Annotated in this window: 17 protein-coding genes and 1 tRNA gene; 10 read left to right on the top strand and 8 right to left on the bottom strand. The window is 58.0% G+C overall.

What is annotated here, in order from left to right; translation table 11 throughout:
* Window positions 1-181: 181 nt before the first annotated feature.
* From cobD to RBB49_RS21910, 4 genes are all read right to left on the bottom strand, one after another.
* A complete protein-coding gene (cobD, locus tag RBB49_RS21925; RefSeq protein ID WP_306145034.1) occupies window positions 182-1,183 on the bottom strand; it encodes a threonine-phosphate decarboxylase CobD in 1,002 nt (333 codons plus the stop codon).
* A 719-nt stretch (window positions 1,184-1,902) separates the two neighbouring features.
* Window positions 1,903-3,033, bottom strand: coding sequence for a carboxylate-amine ligase (locus tag RBB49_RS21920; RefSeq protein WP_306145033.1), 1,131 nt, complete (start codon window positions 3,031-3,033; stop codon window positions 1,903-1,905).
* 89 nt (window positions 3,034-3,122) lie between these two features.
* On the bottom strand, window positions 3,123-3,554 hold the full coding sequence (locus RBB49_RS21915) for a hypothetical protein (protein WP_306145032.1): 432 nt from the start codon (window positions 3,552-3,554) through the stop codon (window positions 3,123-3,125).
* A gap of 118 nt (window positions 3,555-3,672) precedes the next feature.
* Window positions 3,673-3,746 (bottom strand) — tRNA-Cys (locus RBB49_RS21910).
* A gap of 248 nt (window positions 3,747-3,994) precedes the next feature.
* On the opposite strand from RBB49_RS21910, the gene RBB49_RS21905 reads away from it, so the two are divergent.
* The 3 genes from RBB49_RS21905 (at window position 3,995) to RBB49_RS21895 (ending at window position 7,248) form a co-directional block, all read left to right on the top strand.
* Window positions 3,995-4,657 carry a protein-L-isoaspartate O-methyltransferase gene (locus tag RBB49_RS21905; RefSeq protein ID WP_306145031.1) on the top strand — a complete coding sequence of 221 codons (663 nt, stop codon included), beginning with the start codon at window positions 3,995-3,997 and terminating at the stop codon, window positions 4,655-4,657.
* A 290-nt stretch (window positions 4,658-4,947) separates the two neighbouring features.
* Entirely contained in the window at window positions 4,948-6,261 is a 1,314-nt protein-coding gene (locus RBB49_RS21900) for a TolC family outer membrane protein (RefSeq protein ID WP_306145030.1), read from the top strand.
* Window positions 6,262-6,522: 261 nt separating this feature from the next.
* Complete coding sequence (locus tag RBB49_RS21895; RefSeq protein ID WP_306145029.1) at window positions 6,523-7,248, top strand: PopZ family protein; 726 nt, start codon at window positions 6,523-6,525, stop codon at window positions 7,246-7,248.
* A 1-nt stretch (window position 7,249) separates the two neighbouring features.
* On the opposite strand, the gene RBB49_RS21890 is transcribed toward RBB49_RS21895, so the two are convergent.
* Window positions 7,250-7,693: a DUF1284 domain-containing protein gene (locus RBB49_RS21890; RefSeq protein ID WP_306145028.1), complete on the bottom strand. Its 444-nt coding sequence runs from the start codon at window positions 7,691-7,693 to the stop codon at window positions 7,250-7,252.
* A gap of 182 nt (window positions 7,694-7,875) precedes the next feature.
* On the opposite strand from RBB49_RS21890, the gene RBB49_RS21885 reads away from it, so the two are divergent.
* Window positions 7,876-10,806 (top strand): valine--tRNA ligase, encoded by a 2,931-nt coding sequence (locus tag RBB49_RS21885; protein ID WP_306145027.1) that lies wholly within the window; start codon window positions 7,876-7,878, stop codon window positions 10,804-10,806.
* A 169-nt stretch (window positions 10,807-10,975) separates the two neighbouring features.
* Entirely contained in the window at window positions 10,976-11,461 is a 486-nt protein-coding gene (locus RBB49_RS21880) for a DUF2155 domain-containing protein (protein WP_306145026.1), read from the top strand.
* A 262-nt stretch (window positions 11,462-11,723) separates the two neighbouring features.
* Here the strand turns inward: RBB49_RS21880 and RBB49_RS21875 are convergent, their stop codons facing one another.
* The 3 genes from RBB49_RS21875 to RBB49_RS21865 are packed head-to-tail and all read right to left on the bottom strand — an operon-like array spanning window position 11,724 to window position 12,951.
* Window positions 11,724-12,113 (bottom strand): GNAT family N-acetyltransferase, encoded by a 390-nt coding sequence (locus tag RBB49_RS21875; RefSeq protein ID WP_306145025.1) that lies wholly within the window; start codon window positions 12,111-12,113, stop codon window positions 11,724-11,726.
* On the bottom strand, window positions 12,092-12,241 hold the full coding sequence (locus RBB49_RS21870) for a hypothetical protein (RefSeq protein ID WP_306145024.1): 150 nt from the start codon (window positions 12,239-12,241) through the stop codon (window positions 12,092-12,094). Before RBB49_RS21870 ends, RBB49_RS21875 begins: the two co-directional genes overlap by 22 nt.
* A gap of 41 nt (window positions 12,242-12,282) precedes the next feature.
* The gene (locus tag RBB49_RS21865; protein ID WP_306145023.1) at window positions 12,283-12,951 is read right to left on the bottom strand and encodes an alpha/beta hydrolase; all 669 of its coding nucleotides are present in this window, start codon (window positions 12,949-12,951) and stop codon (window positions 12,283-12,285) included.
* Between the two features lie 298 nt (window positions 12,952-13,249).
* Between RBB49_RS21865 and RBB49_RS21860 the strand changes: the two genes are divergently transcribed.
* The 5 genes from RBB49_RS21860 to sufD all read left to right on the top strand — a co-directional run bounded on the left by RBB49_RS21860 (window position 13,250) and on the right by sufD (window position 18,473).
* Entirely contained in the window at window positions 13,250-14,419 is a 1,170-nt protein-coding gene (locus RBB49_RS21860) for a cysteine desulfurase family protein (protein ID WP_306145022.1), read from the top strand.
* A gap of 103 nt (window positions 14,420-14,522) precedes the next feature.
* Window positions 14,523-15,995: a Fe-S cluster assembly protein SufB gene (gene sufB / locus RBB49_RS21855; RefSeq protein WP_306145021.1), complete on the top strand. Its 1,473-nt coding sequence runs from the start codon at window positions 14,523-14,525 to the stop codon at window positions 15,993-15,995.
* Window positions 15,996-16,028: 33 nt separating this feature from the next.
* Window positions 16,029-16,391 (top strand): hypothetical protein, encoded by a 363-nt coding sequence (locus tag RBB49_RS21850; protein ID WP_306145020.1) that lies wholly within the window; start codon window positions 16,029-16,031, stop codon window positions 16,389-16,391.
* Window positions 16,384-17,139: a Fe-S cluster assembly ATPase SufC gene (sufC, locus tag RBB49_RS21845; protein WP_306145019.1), complete on the top strand. Its 756-nt coding sequence runs from the start codon at window positions 16,384-16,386 to the stop codon at window positions 17,137-17,139. The genes RBB49_RS21850 and sufC overlap by 8 nt, the downstream gene beginning before the upstream one ends.
* 26 nt (window positions 17,140-17,165) lie before the next feature.
* Complete coding sequence (gene sufD / locus RBB49_RS21840) at window positions 17,166-18,473, top strand: Fe-S cluster assembly protein SufD (protein WP_306145018.1); 1,308 nt, start codon at window positions 17,166-17,168, stop codon at window positions 18,471-18,473.
* Window positions 18,474-18,492 lie beyond the last annotated feature (19 nt).

The following is an 18,492-nucleotide window of genomic DNA, read 5'->3' as shown; positions in this document are numbered from 1 at the left end:
TGGCTTCACCTCGCAACGTCACCGTGCTTGACCGGGCATAGCGCCCGCTCTGCGCACGCTTCCTCGCGAGATTTTGGCATTTCTACCGCCAAATCGGCTTCATTTATGGGTTCGTACCCTAGAGCAATTCCCGGAAAAGGGGAACCGGCTTTTCCCTGCTATCCAGTGTGCAAAGAGGAAGTCAGAGATCGGTGCGCGCTTTTGAAAGAGCATCGGACAACCGCTGAAGGTTCGCAGCACCGCCCGGCAGACCGAAGCGGATCCAGGTCGGTGCGTAGTCGAAAACCCGGGTCCAGATGTGCCGCCGAGCCAGCGCTTCATGCAGTGCGTGCGCCTTGCGTAGACCGGCAAGGGCAAACAGCGGTGTGCCGCCAAAGACGCTCAGCTGATGTTCTGACAGCGCGATTGTCAGGTCGGCCATCTCGTCGGCGAGGCGGCGCACCATCTTTTCCTGCCATTCGTGGTTCCGAAGGGCCTGCGCCCCGATATCGAGGGCTGGCCCGCTGACGCACCAGCTTTCAAGGCGCGCGCCGAGACGGTCGGTGATTTCCTTTGGTCCCGCCAGAAAACCGAGCCTTAGACCGGCAAGCCCGAAAAACTTGCCGAATGATCTCAGCACGACAATGTTCTCGTTCCCGGCATGCGGCAGGACACTCGCGCCCGGCATGACATCTGCAAAGGCTTCGTCGACCACCAGAAATCCGCCCCTTTCGGTCAGGATCTTAGCAATCTCGAGCAGGCTTTTCACATCGATGAGCTGGCCGTCCGGATTGTTCGGATTGACCAGAACGACAATTCTGGCTTCGGCGGGCAGCGCGTATACACTTGAAAGCTCGACCGGATCCCTGCCGTCCCTATGCCAGACTTCCTTGTGGCTCGAATAGGTCGGCGCAGCCAGGGCCGCCGGGCCTTCGGGGAGGAGAGACGGCAACAACGACAGCAATATCTGGGTGCCGGGTGCTGCCACCAGACCGAGATGCTCCGGAACCTGATAGGCCCGTCTTGCAGCGGAAAGGAGCTGTTCCTCGGCAACGCGGTTCGGAAGCGTTGTCCAGCTTGCGGTCGCGATTTCCCGATCAAAAGGGTAAGCATACGGATTTATCCCGGTCGACAGATCGAGCCAGTCATCCGGTGTTCCACCAAAGCGTTCGACCGCGAGCGACAAGTCACCACCGTGTTTCACGAAACCACCCTTTGCGTTTCCGCCAGGCAAACCGAACTGCCCGACGCCCGAGGTGATGGACTCATAAATGAGGCCGAAATGGTTTGAGGCGACTTGCTTCTCATCAAGGAGCGGAAGCGTAGGAAATGTGGCGCATTTTCAAGCCTTTCGCAACGCGGAGGAGGAGCAAGCCGGTCAAATCCGAAGGACATGGAAATGGCTTCACCCCGTGGCGTCAGCGTGCTTGACCGGGCAGGAAGCCCGCTCCGCACACCCTTCCTGACGAGATTTCGCCATTTCGCATGCCATTTCTGTCTCATTTATGAGTCCATCACCTAGTCCTTGATTTGCCGAGCTTTATCCGATTTGAGGAGGCGCGGCAGCACGTGAAACGACACTTCCCTTGTCAGAAACGCAAATTGACAGAAAAAATTCGGAAATTATAAGAACAAAACAGGAACATAAGATGTGGGGTGAAACATGGCTGCAGAGCGCAGGTCCAGCGGGCCGAAGGAGATTGATAAGGATGTGTTGCTAGGCGCACTTGCGCAGGCCAGAAAGTCACTGGTCGACGCGCAACGCGCGATGAGACCGAAATCGGGTCTTTCCAGATCGGCTGACGCAGTCATTTCGGAAATTGATGAGTTTGCCTTTGTCCTGACCGGCGAGCGGAGCCATTTTCATGCGCGTGCGCACGGATCACCGCCCAGATCTGCAAAAAAGACCGCCTAGCCGGACGGTCACAGGTCTGCCAGTGTTTCCGCGACAAGATGGTCAACGATCCTGTCGAGCTTGTCCGGTGCAATCAGTCCGTCATCCGGTATGTCTCCGGCGATCTGTAACTGCTTGTCCGCGGATGTGCCTTCCACGGCGATGGTGCGGATATGCTCAAGTTCCGCCTCGCACCCGAAGAAGACTGCATCGGGTCTGACCAGTTCGATCAGTTCCTCGACAAGATCGACAAAGGGCGCGGTTTCGTTGCGTCCGAAGTCGATCAGGCGCGCTTCGGTTCCGTATCGCTGTGCCTGCCAGCGGTTCTCGGCAAGCAGAAATCGGGAGTAGGGGCGCCAGCTCTGGTTCGCGCGCCTGAGCCGGTAGAGCATTCTGCACAGGCACCTGTAGAGCGCTGCGATCGCGACCGCATCATCGAGCCGGGGGCAGACATCCGTCACGCGCAGTTCCAGCGTCGGAAATCTGTCGGACGGTCTGAGGTCCCACCAGATCTTGGTCGCATCCTCAAGAACGCCGGCGCTGCTCAGGATATTGACGATGTGGCGGTACTCGTGATGGCTGTCGAAGCGCGGCGGCAGTCCGGTTCGCGGCATCTCGTTGAAAACGGCAAGCCGATACGATTTCAGTCCCGTGTTCCGTCCACGCCAGAACGGAGACGACGTACTGAGCGCCAGCAGGTGCGGCAGGAAATAAGCAAGCTGGTTGAAAAGGTCGAGGCGCAGTTCTTCGTCTTCGATGCCGACGTGAACATGCATGCCGCAGATCAGCATTCTTCTGGCGACAACCTGCATCGTCCGTGCGATCTGATTGTAGCGTTCCTTGTCGGTGTGCGGCTGGTCGGTCCACTCCGCGAACGGATGCGTTGAGGCAGCGATCGGCGCGAAATTATGCGCGGCTGCCTCCTTGGCGACGGTTTTGCGGAAATAGGCAAGTTCCGCGCGCACTTCTGAAAATGTCAGGCAGACGGGTGTCCCGACTTCGATCTGGCACTGCAGGAACTCGGGACTGACACGACCTTCAAGCGCGCTTTCACAGGCCGAGAAGAGTTCTTTCGGTGGCGAACTCGCAAGCTTTCGGCTCGATTTGTCGACCAGCAGGTACTCTTCTTCGACGCCGACGCTGAAACTGGGATCCTTCATCGGAGCAGCATCGTCGGATTTGAAGACACAAGTCAAGCGCAAGAAAAGGCGCAAACGCTTGCTGTTGCACGAACAATGCCTTTCGTCGATTACCAGATGTTCCCGGCACCTGGCGTGTAGACCGAGGCGATCACCGTGTTTGTGGTGAGCACATCGCATTCAAGCACGCCCGAAAACTTGGCAATGGGAACGTTCGCCTCGTACATGCTTGCACCAGCCATGATCTTGCTTCCGGCGGAAATCTCGACGGTATCCATTCCCTGGATGAGGACACTCTTTGAAGAGCTGATGACCACATCCTGACCCTGGAAAGAGATGACGCTTTCCAGTTCCGCAACCCGCGCTTCCAGATCGTTTATGCGGTTGCGGAGCGTCTCGACGAGGGCTTCGATATCCGGACCTTGAGTCACCATTTCCGGAGATTTTGCAGGCCGCGGCGGTTGCACCCGTTTCATGCTTGATGTCTTGATCGCATGGGCCTGTTTTGCCGGGATCGAAGGACTTGCCACTGGTGGTTTCATGTTGCATTTCTCCGTGTGTCCACTCCGGAGAAAACGCTATCATGACGCGGCGGAAACAGATAGCGCTGCGTTGGCCTTGGTGGAGCAAGGGTGATCGATATCGAAGTTTTGGAGGAAATGGAGGCCCCGACCGGAATCGAACCGGTGTACACGGATTTGCAATCCGCTGCGTCACCACTCCGCCACAGGGCCACCATGTGGTGTGCCGCGCCTTATCAATCAGTTACGCGGATTGGTCAAGTCCTGAATCCGGCTGGACTCACATTTCCACCAGAACAGCATGCATGGTTCAGGCGATGTTCGATTGCGCCGGTTTTCAGAACGTGCGTCACCGTGCCGGCGGGAGCAAATACGCGTGACACTTGTCATGCCGTGTCTGCGTCGTTAATGAACCAATTCGAGAGGCGCCGGAGAACCGGCTATTCACAGTGAGGGCCGATATGACGGACTACAGTCAGTCTCGCCGCAAGATGGTGGACAACCAGTTGCGGACCAACGATGTCACCGACCACCGTATTCTCGACGCGATGGAAGAGGTGCCGCGGGAGAGATTTGTTGCGGCGTCCCGAAAAGCGGTCGCCTATATAGACGAAGACCTTCAGATCGGATCGGACGAGGGTGGCCGCGTTCTGATGAAGCCGCATATTTTCGGGAAAATGCTGCAGCTCGCCGATATTCGCCCGGACCATGTGGTGCTGATCGTCGGTGCGGGCACCGGCTACAGCGCGGCCGTGATTGCCAAGCTCGCCGCCTCCGTGGTCGCGCTCGAGGAAGACGAGGCCCTTTGCAACTCAGCCACCGAATCGCTGGTTGAACTCGGTATAGAGAATGCCGTCGTCGTCGACGGTCCGCTTGTGGAAGGATATGCCTCCGAAGGCCCGTACGACGTCATATTTGTGGACGGGGCTGTCGAGGTATTGCCGGAAACGCTGCCAAAACAGTTGAAGTCATCCGGACGCCTGGTGGTCATCGAAGGGCTTGGCGGGGCCGGCGTGGCACGCCTTTATCAGAAGTCGGGAGAGGCGGTGAGCAGCCGATTCGGCTTCAATGCCGCGGTCAGTCTCCTGCCGGGTTTCGCTAAATCCGGTGAATTCACCTTTTAACGAATTGCTAACCACCTTGAACCAGTCTTCAGAGGAAGATTGTCGGTTTCGCAGCGCGGCGAGAGGCTTATCCCTGCTATGGATTTGTTGCCTTTAAGTCGCAGTCTTTGAAAAACTGATTAAATCGACCTCAAACGCTTGAAGAGTAATGTTCTTCGGTTTAGTCAACTAGCCTATGTGTCGTGATCCGGAAGGAGCGTTGGGTGTCGTGTCGTTCAACATTTAGGGCAGCTACCATTGGGTTTATGCTGATGGGCGGGGTTGCTGCCGTTTCGTTGACCGGATTTGCAGTGTCATCTGCAAAGGCTGAGACGATCTGGCAATCGCTTGCTTTGGCGTATGCCAACAATCCGAGCTTGAATGCCGCGCGTGCAACGTTGCGCGGCACGGATGAGGGGGTTCCCCAGGCGTTGGCCGGATGGCGGCCCACGGTGTCGTTGGGAGCCAACATCGGCAGGACCTGGGAAGACTCCGGTTCGCGAAATCTGGCCGCGGTTCAAAACAACGCCTCGATCTCGTTGACAGTCAGCCAAACGGTTTTCGCCGGGTTTCGGACCGTGAACTCGGTTCGCCAGGCAGAAGCGATCGTGCGCGCACAGCGGGAAAGCCTGATCTCCTCCGAGCAGGACACGCTGCTTTCGGCCGCCACTGCATATGTCAACGTCATCCAGGACACGGCGCTCGTATCACTCCAGCGCAGCGACCTTGCCTTCCTTCAGGAACAGGTGCGCGCGGCGCGCGACCGGTTTGATGTGGGTGAGGGAACGCGGACGGATGTGAGCCAGGCAGAAGCGCGTGCAGCGGAAGCGCAGGCAAGTCTGAACTCCGCACTCGCGAATCTCAACGCAAGCCGCGCTGTCTACCGGCAGGTGATCGGTATCGAAGCGAAAAATCTTTCCGCCGACACGGGAATCGCGAAATTCGTTCCCAAGTCGCTCGATTCCGCACTTAAGACGAGTGAGGTCAAGCAGCCGCTGATCCGTCAGGCGCAACATCTGGTGGACGCCGCGATTTTCAGTGTGAAGGCAATCGAAGGTCAGCGCCTGCCCACGGTCACGGTCGACGGATCGTTGAGCAGAAGCGTTAATCCGAGCACATTCTTTGCGGAAAATACGGACTCTGCCTCCATCAACGGCAGCGTAAGCATTCCGCTCTATCAGGCCGGATCGGTCTCTTCCAGCATCCGGCAGGCAAAGGAGTCTCTGGGAGAGACCCGTTTGCAACTTGATGTCACGCGCGACCAGATCCGCGCCAACGTCATCTCCGCCTGGGGCAACTATCAGGCTGCCGAAGCATCGATCGTTGCGGCGCAGGCCGCCGTTGAAGCATCGCAGCTTGCCCTGGAAGGTGTGATCGAAGAGCAGCGCGTTGGTCAGCGGACCACGCTTGATGTTCTGGATGCACAGCGTGAACTCGTGACGCAGCAGTCGAACCTCGTTCAGGCACAGAGCAACCGGATCATCAGCGGCTATCAGCTGGTATCTTCGATCGGTTCACTGAGCGCGACGGATCTTGGACTTCATGTACAGATCTACGATCCGACACAGCACTACCGGGCTGTAAGGGGCAAATGGTTCGGTTCGAGAACGCCGGACGGGCGCTGAGTTAATTCCGACAAGCAAGTCTGAACGGCTGGGAACCCAGGTTCCCGGCCGTTTTACTGTTTGAAAGCGTGCGCCGCATCGCCTTTGGATTTCCGGTACCACTTTGTTTGGTGTGGCGAATCCCGGACATATGAGGGGATAAAACAATCGGAACAGATGCGTTTGCTTTGCGGGGCTGCGTTCGAGACGCATAATTTCGATTAACGAATCATTCGCGAAATCGAATGTGCTGTAGCGTGGACGAGGTAAACGGGGGATATCATGGCAGAGGCGAAAAAGGCCGACGAGCCGTCGATGGAGGAAATCCTCGCATCGATCCGCCGTATTATTTCCGACGAAGATGCCCAGGGTGACGCCGGCAGCGAAGAGAACGAAACCGAACAGCCTGAGACTCCAGTAGAAGAAGCGGTAGATGATATGGGCGACGCGGGCGAAATGTCACAGGACGACCTCGACAAGCTGTTCGACATGGAACCGAGCGGCGGTGGTGGTGGAGACAGTGCGTCCGAGGACGAAGCCGACGATATGGCAGCGGCGATGGAAGCGGATGCTGCTGACGATGAAGCCGATGACGACGTTCTGGAACTGACGGAAGAACTTGCTGTCCCGGACGACATGGAAATGGTCGAAGGTCTTGCGGAAGACTTTGACAGTCCGGGCGGCGACCTGTCATTTGCCGAAGAGAGCGAGGCGCCGCCGGCACCGGCCCCGATACCGCCGTCGTCCATGGAAACCGCACCTGTTCCGGATGATCTTCCCGATGTTGCAGCCGATGCGTTCCTGACCTCGGACAATACGGGCGACGCGGTGCACGCGGCTTTTGACAATCTGTCGAACATGTTCGTCGGATCGCAGGCACAGACGGTTGAGGAACTCGTCAAGGAAATGCTGCGGCCGATGCTGAAGGCGTGGCTGGATCAGAACCTGCCAGGAATGGTCGAGCAGATGGTCCAGAAGGAAATTCAGCGCGTGACGCGGCGCCGTTAACTCACCCCTTGTCCGGTTCGTGGTCCGGGTTCAGGCGGCATCCCCTGTAGTTGCTCGCCGCGATCGAAGTGCACATGGCTTGCCATTGACACCCATCACAAGCGACGCGAAATGCGCCGTTTTCATAGGCTTTTCGTAATGTCTCGACCTGTGCGCCTGTCAACTTGAGGTGCTGTCCCGTCTTCAGGTCGAGCCCGAGCAAGTCATGGATGCGGCGTGAAGCAATACCGTCACGCGCCTTGACACTGCCATTGTGACAATGGTGTCCGGCCTCGTGAAGCATCGGTTTGCAAATGTCGTCGGGACCATCCACGATTCTGATGTCCTCACCCGAATTCAGCCGTTCCACGATCCTGGCGTAATTCTTCACGAAGGCAGCCGAATATCCCTTTCCCAGAAAGGTCAGCATGCAGAGAAAGTGATGGGGGCGGATCAGGATCGTCATTGCGGTTTTATGGCAGCAAAACCTTTTGTACCCAAGTCCTGGAAGCTGAGCGCGGACAAAGATCTCTCAAGGCTTCCTATCCTTGCCGCAATCAACGCATAACCGGTTGACTTGCGCGGACGCTTCCGATTTACACGGGGGCTCACGAATTTCGACAGACATCTTCCCTTCGAGTGACCCTGATGCTTGAAAAGACTTACGATGCGGCCAGCGTTGAGCCGCGGATTTACGAAACCTGGGAAAAGGCGGAGGCCTTCAAGGCCGGAGCAGGTGCCAAGGATGGCGCGCCGGCCTTCTCAATCGTGATTCCGCCGCCAAACGTGACCGGCTCGCTGCATATGGGTCACGCGCTCAACAACACGCTGCAGGACATTCTGGTTCGCTGGAAGCGGATGCAGGGTTTTGACGTCCTGTGGCAGCCCGGCACCGATCACGCCGGGATCGCGACGCAGATGGTTGTCGAGCGCGAGCTTATGGAAACCCAGCAGCCCGGCCGCCGCGAGATGGGCCGTGAAGCCTTTGTCGAACGGGTCTGGGAGCAGAAGCGGAAGTCCGAAGGAACGATCCTCGGTCAGCTGAAACGCCTCGGCGCGTCCTGCGACTGGAGCAGGACCGAGTTCACCATGTCGCCCAACCTGTCTGCGGCGGTTCTGAAAGTCTTCGTCGACCTTTACAATGAAGGCCTGATCTACCGCTCCAAGCGGCTGGTGAACTGGGACCCCAAGTTCGAAACCGCAATCTCGGATCTTGAAGTCGAGAACATCGAAGTCGATGGCCACATGTGGCACTTCAAGTATCCGCTGGCCGGTGGCGAGACATATGAATATGTCGAAAAGGACGAGGAAGGGAACATCACCCTCCGCGAGACCCGCGACTATATCTCCATCGCGACAACGCGGCCCGAGACGATGCTCGGCGACGGCGCGGTCGCCGTTCATCCGGGCGACACACGCTACGCGCCGATTGTCGGCAAATTGTGTGAAATACCGGTCGGGCCGAAAGAGCATCGACGCCTGATCCCGATCATCACCGATGACTATCCTGATCCGGATTTCGGGTCGGGCGCGGTGAAGATCACCGGTGCGCACGATTTCAACGACTATGGTGTTGCACAGCGGAACAAGATCCCGATGTACCGGCTGATGGACACCAAGGGTGCGATGCGCTCCGACGGTGCAGCCTATGTCGAGGAAGCGGCGAAAGCGCAGTCGATCATCGATGGGGCCGAGATGACCGTCAACGAGGTCGATGAGATCAACATCGTTCCGGACGACTTGCGCGGCCTGGACCGTTTTGAGGCAAGAAAGCGCGTCATCGAGCAGATCACGGCGGAAGGGCTTGCTGTCATGGTCCCGGCCGATCATCCCGAGGTTGCGTGGATGAAGGGCCAGGCACCGGATTGGCATCCGCAGGGTCGGGCTGTCATCCGTGCGCTCGGAGAAGACGAAACCGGGCCTTCCGAACTTCCGATGGTCGAATCCAAGAAGATCATGCAGCCCTTCGGCGACCGCTCGAAAGTCGTCATCGAGCCGATGCTGACCGACCAGTGGTTTGTCGATGCCAAGACACTGGCAGCACCGGCGCTCAAGGCGGTGCAGGATGGCAACACGAAGTTCGTTCCGGAGAATTGGGACAAGACCTATTACAACTGGCTGAACGACATTCAGCCCTGGTGTATTTCGCGCCAGCTCTGGTGGGGACACCAGATCCCGGTCTGGTATGACGAGGACGGCAACGAATATTGCGCGGCAACCGAAGAAGAAGCCGTCGCAAAAGCCGGTGGCAAGACCCTCACGCGTGACGAAGATGTTCTCGACACCTGGTTCTCCTCCGCGCTTTGGCCGTTCTCGACACTTGGGTGGCCGCATGAAACGCCTGAACTGGAGCGCTACTACAAGACGGACGTTCTCGTCACCGGCTTCGACATCATCTTCTTCTGGGTGGCCCGGATGATGATGCAGGGCATTCATTTCATGAAGGAAGTCCCGTTCCACACGGTCTATATCAACTCGATCGTTGTCGACAAGAACGGGAAGAAAATGTCGAAATCTCTCGGCAATGTTCTCGACCCGCTCGAACTGATCGACAGTTACGGTGCCGACGCGACCCGCTTTGCGCTTGCCAGCCAGGAAGTCCAGTCGCGCCGGACGCTACGCATGTCAGATCAGGCGGCCGAGGGCGGTCAGCGATTTGCGACGAAGCTCTGGAATGCGTCCCGCTTTGCTGAAATGAACGGCTGTGCCCGTGTCGAGGGATTTGAACCCTCGGCAACGAAACATACGCTTAACCGCTGGATCGCCACTGAAATGGGCCGGTGTATCGCGGAAGTAACCGCGGCGCTGGAAGACTACCGGTTCAACGATGCTGCCGGCGCGGTCTACAAGTTCACCTGGAACAGCTTTTGCGACTGGTTCCTGGAACTCGCCAAACCGATCTTCAACGGCGATGACGAAGTCGCCAAAGCCGAAACAAGGGCGACGACAGCCTGGGCAATCGACGAGATCCTGAAGGTTCTTCATCCCTTCATGCCGTTCCTCACCGAAGAATTGTGGGAGCGCCTCGGCGAGGAAGGAAACGCTGCCAGTGATTTGCTGATGCTGACAGCGTGGCCGGAGGCGAAGGTTGCGGACGAAACGGCGGCGGCGGAAATCAACTGGCTGGTCAACCTTATCTCGGAAATCCGCTCCGTTCGCGCCGAAATGAATGTGCCGGCGGGCGCCAAGGTTGCAATTGTGATCACGGGAGCAAGCGAGGAAACCAAGAAGCGTCTTTCCACCCACGAATCCGCCGTTCTCAGGCTCGCACGCGCCGAAAAGGTCGAGTTGGCAGACGCGGCACCCAAAGGCTCCGCACAGATCATCGTCGGGGAGGCGACGGTCTGCTTGCCGCTCGCCGGTGTTATCGACCTCGGTGCGGAAAAGGCCCGTCTTGAAAAGGAAATCGGCAAACTGGATGCCGACATTTCCAAGATCGAGAAAAAGCTCAACAACCCGAAATTCGTCGAAAAGGCGCCGGCGGACGTGGTCGACGGTGAGCGTGAGAAGGTCTCTGAATTCACGGAAAAGCGCGCCAAGGTGCAGATCGCCCTTGATCGGCTGGCGGAGATTGGCTGATCGGCACAACGCGGTCCCGGGTCGGCATGTCTTGCCGGGGCCGCAATTCGGTGCTAGCGCCACCTTTCCCGAAAGAGCTATTCTAGATCCAGCGACTCAGACACCGATGGCAGACGTGGTCAAAATCAGGAACTCAGCAAGACGGATATTCACCGTTGCAGCCTTTGCAATGCTTGCACCTTTCGTTGCTGTTGACGCGGCGAATGCAGAGAAGATCGAAAATCCGGTTGCCGTCTTTTCCGGCCTCGACAAGATCACGGGCCGCATCATTTCGTTCGATGTCTATATCGGCGAAACGGTTCAGTTCGGTGCGCTTCAGGTGACGCCAAGGGTCTGCCACACGCGTCCCCAGACAGAATCGCCCTTGACGACCGGCTTTGTGCAGGTGGATGAGATTACGCTCAACAATGAAGTGCGGCGGATTTTCTCCGGCTGGATGTATGCCGCCAGTCCGGGTCTGCATGCGGTTGAACACGCGGTCTATGATATCTGGCTGACCAACTGCAAGCTCGCGTCAACGGTCCCGCCGCCCGAAGACTATGACGGACCGCCGATCAAGGGTGTCGTAGCCGACGGCGAAGACCCGCTCGCCGGACCTGACGACGGTGTCGAATCAGGACCCGGTATCCCTAGGAAAAAGCCGTTCCAGGGCTGAGGACACGGACTTACGTGATCTTTCGCGGCGCGTAACCGGGCTGTCTCAGTTCAAAGCCGATCTTGCTGCGCGTGAAGCCCATGTTTTCGTAAAACCTGTGCGCGGGTAGATTGGCTGATCCGGACACTCGAGCTTTTTCCGACCCATTTGGATCATTTGACCGCGGCCCTTTTTCGTGCTGGCGAGACGGTTCGCCCGCCGCGGTGTTTCCCACCACAAGGGTGGACCAACGACGCCAGAGCGAAAAAGGGCCCGGCCAACCTTAATGATTCTTGCTTGAATGGGTTCCGCAACGGGTGAGGATGTCCGGCCCATCGGCTGCGTTGTGCCACTTGCGCGATGCACCGCATCGCGCTTCGTGACCCGCCTGGCCGAGTGAACAGGACATCCTCATCAAATGAGCAAAATGGGTCGGAAAAAGCTCTGGCATGATCTTGAAGCAGCCCGCCTCCCAGCACAGATCGATCCCGTCCTTCATCAGCCGCTTTCCAATTCCTTTTCCGCGGCACGAAGTCAGTGTGACCACGTTTTCCACAATTGCATAAGGTGCACAGCCGCGCGTGAGGTTTGGCACGATCACCAGTGTCAGCGTCGCAACCGGGTTTCCATCAAGAAATGCAAGCAGGATTGTCAGTCCCGGCTGATCGAGCATCTGCGGTAGGTCTGTTCCTGCCGGACGCGGTCGGCGTTGAGATCTTCCGGATTGAGATCTTGATAAAGCGAGAGCACGTCGGTCAAGTCTGAGCGGGTGGCGGGGCGGATCAGAAGATCTTCAGGCATAAAAAAAGCCCGCCGGTCTGGCGGGCTCCTCCGGAAAATGATCAGTCGATATCGACGTAGTCTTCGGGGGTGAGACCGAGCCGGCCATCGACATAGGTACCGCAGCGCTCCAGCAGCTCTTCCATGTCGTTTTCGAAGAAGTGGTTGGCCCCCGGGATCGTTTCGTGATCGATCACGATACCCTTTTGAGTCTTGAGCTTGTCGACCAGCGTCTGGACATCCTTCTGGGGCACGACCTTGTCGTTGTCGCCGTGAACGATCAGGCCGGATGACGGGCAGGGGGCAAGGAACGAAAAGTCATGCAGGTTGGCCGGCGGCGCAACCGAGATGAAGCCCTCGACTTCCGGGCGGCGCATTAGCAGCTGCATACCGATCCACGCACCGAATGAAAATCCGCCGATCCAGCACGCCCGCGCATCGGGATGTACGGTCTGCACCCAGTCGAGCGCCGCTGCCGCATCGGACAATTCACCCTGGCCATGATCGAAGGTACCCTGAGACCGGCCCACGCCGCGGAAGTTGAAGCGCAGAACCGCAAAACCACGCCGCGCGAACATGTAATACATCTGGTAGACGATCTGGTTGTTCATCGTCCCGCCGAATTGCGGGTGAAGGTGCAAAACCAGTGCGATGGGGGCGTTGCGTTTTTTCGCGGGGTGGAACCGGCCCTCGAGCCGGCCGGCGGGACCGTTGAAGATCACCTCAGGCATGAAGCGCTATGTCCTTGTCATATTGTCGCGCCGTGACGGGAGGCGCTGAAATTTGGATTCTGTATACGTGATTTCCCGTAAGTCTAAACTTGACTCTTAGCCTCCGAGTTTCTAGAACCTTGTTTAGAATTATTCGAAAGTTCGCATCATCCGCCCACGGCAGGCAACACTCGGTTCGACCGGTTGGGGGGTGTTATCGTCATCACAGAGAAAAATTTCAAGTTTTTCGAACATGTGTCTGGCAATAAAGCGGAATTTCGACACCGTCAAACTTGTCGATCCTGGCTTTTGAGGTCTTATGCCACGTCTTTCGGCCCCGATCTATCTCGATTACAACGCTGGTGCGCCGCTGCGTTCCGGCGCCCGGGAAGCCATGATCGAGGTTTTGAACGACACGGGCAATGCCTCATCGGTCCATTCCAACGGCCGCAAGGCGCGTGGCCGGGTCGAGGCTGCGAGAGACAGCGTTGCCCGTCTTTGTGGCACCGGTACACGGTCGGTGACGTTTGTCTCCGGCGGTACGGAAGCGAACATGACCGCGCTTTCCCGCGTCTGGCAGGATGGCGGCAATCCTGTCTATCTGGACAAGCTATTTATCAGCGCCATCGAGCACCCGTCCGTGCTGACAGGCGGCCGCTTTGCCGTGGCGGACCAGGTCCTCGTGCCGGTTGACAGGGATGGCATTGTTCAACTCGACGCGCTGCGGCAAGCCGTTTCTGAAGCCGAGCCTGGCCTTGTCTCCGTCATGGCAGCCAACAACGAAACCGGGGTCATTCAGCCGCTCGCCGAAATTGGCGCGATAACACGCGAATGCGGACACTTTTTCCATGTGGACGCCGTTCAGGCTGCCGGCCGGATCAAGATCGATATGGAAGACTGGCAGGCAGATGCGATTACGCTTTCCGCACACAAGTTCGGCGGGCCGCAGGGCATCGGCGCCGTCGTGACACGATCGGCCTCCAGATCTCCTGCTCCGCTGATGGTCGGTGGCGGCCAGGAGAACTGGCGCCGGGGCGGAACGGAAAATGTCGCTGCGATCGTGGCGTTCGGCAATGCCGCGGAAGACGCACTTTCGGACTTGGATTCCCAAGACCACTTTCAGGGCATGAAAACTTTGCTCGAAACCGGATTGAAATCGGTCTGCCCCGACACACTTATCTTTGGCGAGGCTGTTGAGCGGCTCGCCAACACGACATGTTTCGCTGTTCGCGACATCCCGGCTGAGACAGTCCTGATCGCTTTGGATCTGGAGCGCGTATCAGTTTCATCCGGGTCTGCGTGTTCGTCCGGGAAGGTTTCGGTGTCGCATGTCCTGACCGCGATGGGCGTGGATGAGGATCTCGCACGCTGCGCCATCCGTATCAGCACGGGCTGGAACACCCGGACCGACGAGATTGACGCATTTCTGGAGCTCTGGCCGGCGGTCGTCGACAGGCTCAACCCGGAGGCGCGCAGCCGGGCTGCGTGACACGGTAATTCGGCGGGATACCGCCAACGTTATGGCCGGAGCGGCACAATCGATCCGGTTTGTGTTCAAGACGCGGACAAGGTCCGCCAGATGGAGGCAAGGGATGCCAGCTGTACAGGAAACCATCGATCAGGTGAAAGCTATCGATGTTGACCAGTATAAATACGGCTTTGTGACCGACATTGAGTCTGAAAAAGGCGCCAAGGGTCTGTCCGAAGAGACGATCCGCTTTCTGTCCGCAAAGAAGAACGAGCCGGAATGGATGACGGAATGGCGTCTGGACGCGCTGCGCCGTTTCCAGCAGATGGACGAGCCGGACTGGGCGCGTGTCTCCTATCCGAAGATCGATTTCGACGACCTCTACTATTGGGCCGCTCCGAAATCGGTTGAAGGTCCCAAGAGCCTGGATGAGGTCGATCCGGAACTGCTGGCGACTTACGAGAAGCTGGGCATTCCGCTGGCCGAACAGGAAATCCTGGCCGGCGTTGAGCCGAAGAACCGGGTGGCCGTGGACGCTGTCTTCGATTCCGTCTCCGTCGTCACGACCTTCAAGGAAGAGCTGAAGAAGGCCGGTGTCATCTTCTGTTCCATTTCCGAGGCGTTGCGCGAATATCCGGATCTGGTCAAGAAGTACCTCGGTTCCGTGGTTCCGGTGACCGACAACTACTACGCCACACTGAACTCCGCCGTGTTCTCCGACGGGTCTTTCGTCTACATCCCGGAGGGCGTGCGCTGCCCGATGGAACTGTCGACCTATTTCCGGATCAACGAGCAGAACACGGGCCAGTTCGAGCGCACGCTGATCATCGCGGAAAAGGGATCCTACGTCTCCTACCTGGAAGGCTGCACCGCGCCGCAGCGCGATGAAAACCAGCTTCATGCCGCTGTCGTTGAATTGGTTGCGCTGGACGATGCCGAGATCAAGTATTCGACGGTCCAGAACTGGTTCCCGGGCGACAAGGACGGCAAGGGCGGCATCTACAATTTCGTCACCAAGCGCGGCGATTGCCGGGGCAAGAACTCCAAGATCTCCTGGACCCAGGTCGAGACCGGGTCCGCGATCACCTGGAAATACCCGTCCTGCATCCTGCGCGGCGAGAATTCGCGCGGTGAGTTCTACTCCATCGCGGTCTCCAACGGCTACCAGCAGGTCGACAGCGGCACCAAGATGATCCACCTGGGCAAGAATTCGTCCAGCCGGATCATCTCCAAGGGCATCTCTGCAGGCCGGTCGCAGAACACCTATCGGGGTCTCGTCTCTGCGCACAAGAAGGCGTCGAACGCGCGTAACTTCACGCAGTGCGACTCGCTGCTGATCGGTCAGGACTGCGGTGCACACACCGTTCCCTACATCGAAAGCAAGAACGCATCGGCACAGTTCGAGCACGAGGCGACGACATCGAAGATATCGGACGACCAGATGTTCTATTGCCTGCAGCGCGGCCTTTCGGAAGAAGAGGCGGTGGCGCTGATCGTCAACGGCTTTGTCAAGGACGTGATCCAGCAGTTGCCGATGGAATTCGCAGTCGAGGCACAGAAGCTGATTTCGATCAGCCTGGAAGGATCGGTTGGCTAACACAGATTTGTTGTTGCGAGGTTGAACTCAACGATGGATCGCGGTTCGGAGTTCGAAGAGTCAGGCATTGAACAGGCGCAGATCAAGGCAACAGAGCGCTTGTTGCAGGTTCAAGATGGTCTCGAAGCCCAACAAAGATACAAGCGCACGTATCACGTTGAGAGTTTCTTCGGACCACTGCTTGGAACTCTACTGGTCGCGACTTTGGTGCTCTTGATCGTCGACAGAAGCCTGGTTGGATATGCTGGAGTGATGTTTGTTGTCGCCACTCTTGGCTATGTCGCTGTCAAAGTTTGGAACACTCGCTCGACACGCAAGAAAAGAGCAGAAGATCTTCGTCTTATGGCGATTGAAAGAGACAAAACGGAAAACGAGACGGAAGCAAAAAATGCTTGAGATCAAAAACCTTCACGCCCGCATTGCGGAAGACGAAACGGAAATCCTGCGCGGTGTCGATCTGACCGTCAACGCGGGCGAAGTCCACGCCATCATGGGTCCCAACGGCTCTGGCAAGTCGACCCTGTCCTATGTTCTGGCCGGTAAGGAAGACTATGAGATCACCGAGGGCGAAGTGCTCTTCAACGGTGAGAACATGCTGGAGATGGAACCGGACGAGCGGGCAGCAGCCGGCATGTTCCTGGCGTTCCAGTACCCGATCGAAATTCCGGGCGTTGCCACGATGGAATTCCTGAAAACGGCCATGAACGCACAGCGCAAGGCGCGCGGCGAAGACGTTCTCTCCATCCCGGACTTCATGAAGCGGGTCAAGGCGGCGGCAAGCCACCTCAATGTTTCCATGGACATGCTGAAACGTCCGCTCAATGTCGGCTTCTCGGGCGGCGAGAAGAAGCGTGCCGAGATCCTCCAGATGTCTCTCTTGGAGCCGAAACTTTGCGTGCTCGATGAAACCGATTCCGGTCTTGATATCGATGCCCTGCGCATCGTGTCCGAAGGGGTCAACAAGCTCCGCGGGCCTGATCGGGCCATGGTCGTGATCACGCACTACCAGCGCTTGCTCGATCACATCGTTCCGGATGTCGTCCATGTTCTGTCCAAGGGCCGGATCGTCAAGACAGGCGACAAGGACCTGGCGCTTGAGCTGGAGAAAAACGGTTACGCAGACTTCGTCGAAGCAGCCGCTTGAGGGAAGAACGCAAAATGAACGCCAGCATGCCTATCAGACACACCCAGGCCGAAAGCGATCTGTTCGACCGCTTCGAGGCCGCGAAACCGGACCTTGCCGGTTCCGTCGCTGTTTCCGCATTGCGCGAGGCAGCCGTCAACCAGATCCGGGACCGCGGATTGCCGCACCGCCGCGTTGAAGAATACAAGTATTCCGATCTGCGCGCGTTCATGAAATCCGCGGCACAGCTCGTTTCGAAAGCCGAGGTCACCAACGCAAAGGATCTTTTGGCAGCCGAAAACCTGTTCGGCGACCTTGAGCGTCACAAGCTCGTAATTGCGAACGGATCATTTGTTGCTGAACTGTCTGACATCGAAGCGCTTGCTGCCGAGGGTGTCACGGTGACGGATCTCAACGACGCTCTGGCCGGTGAACACGGTTCGCAACTGCTTGCCTCTCCGAAAACCGGGCCCTGTGATGGCGTTGTCGCCCTCAACACGGCCTTCGTCCAAGGTGGCGTGGTGATCGAGGTTGCTGACGGTGCCAAGGTGTCGAAGCCGGTTGAACTGATCCATGTTGCGACGTCGTCAGGTGCCCAGGTTACGCGGAACAAGGTTCGCGTCGGGGCAGACGGAAGCCTGCGGCTTCTGGAAACCTTCATCGGCGAAACCGGCGAGGGCGAACTGAATGCGGTGTTCGACTACGATGTGGCAGACAAGGCGTTCCTCGCAACGACACGTCTGATCGTCGGGTCGAATGATGCTGCACGCCTCCTGACCACGATTGCGACCATCGGTGCGGAAGCGGAATTCAAGTCGCTTGGCTTCATGGCTGGTCCTCGCTTTGCGCGCAATCAGCAGTTCATCAATTTCACGGGTGAAAACTCCGAAGCCAAGATCTACGGCGTTACCATGGCCGGTGGCAGCGATCTGGCGGACCAGACGCTGATCGTCGATCACGCCGTTCCCCATTGCAACAGCCGGGAGTTCTTCAAGACCGTGCTCGACGGCAATGCCAAGGGCGTTTACCAGGGCCGGATCAACGTTGCGCAGCATGCGCAGAAGACCGACGGCGAGATGATGACGCAGGCCTTGCTGTTGTCGGAAGACGCCGAGATGGCCAACAAGCCGGAACTTGAGATCTTTGCCGATGACGTGCTGTGCGCGCATGGGGCCACAAGCGGCCAGATCGATGAGGATCTGCTGTTTTACCTGCGCGCCCGGGGCATTCCGGAAGATGAAGCGAAAACGCTCCTCGTTCTTGCCTTCCTGTCGGAAGCGATCGAGGAATATGGCGAAGATGATGTGACCGAGGGCCTTGAAGCGCGCGTGCGCGACTGGCTTGCCAGTCACTAGGTCACGCCGAAGGGTTTGG

It is taken from the genome of Roseibium sp. MMSF_3412 (assembly GCF_030733265.1).
Lineage (GTDB): Bacteria > Pseudomonadota > Alphaproteobacteria > Rhizobiales > Stappiaceae > Roseibium.
This window is presented reverse-complemented; position numbering and strand designations above follow the sequence as displayed.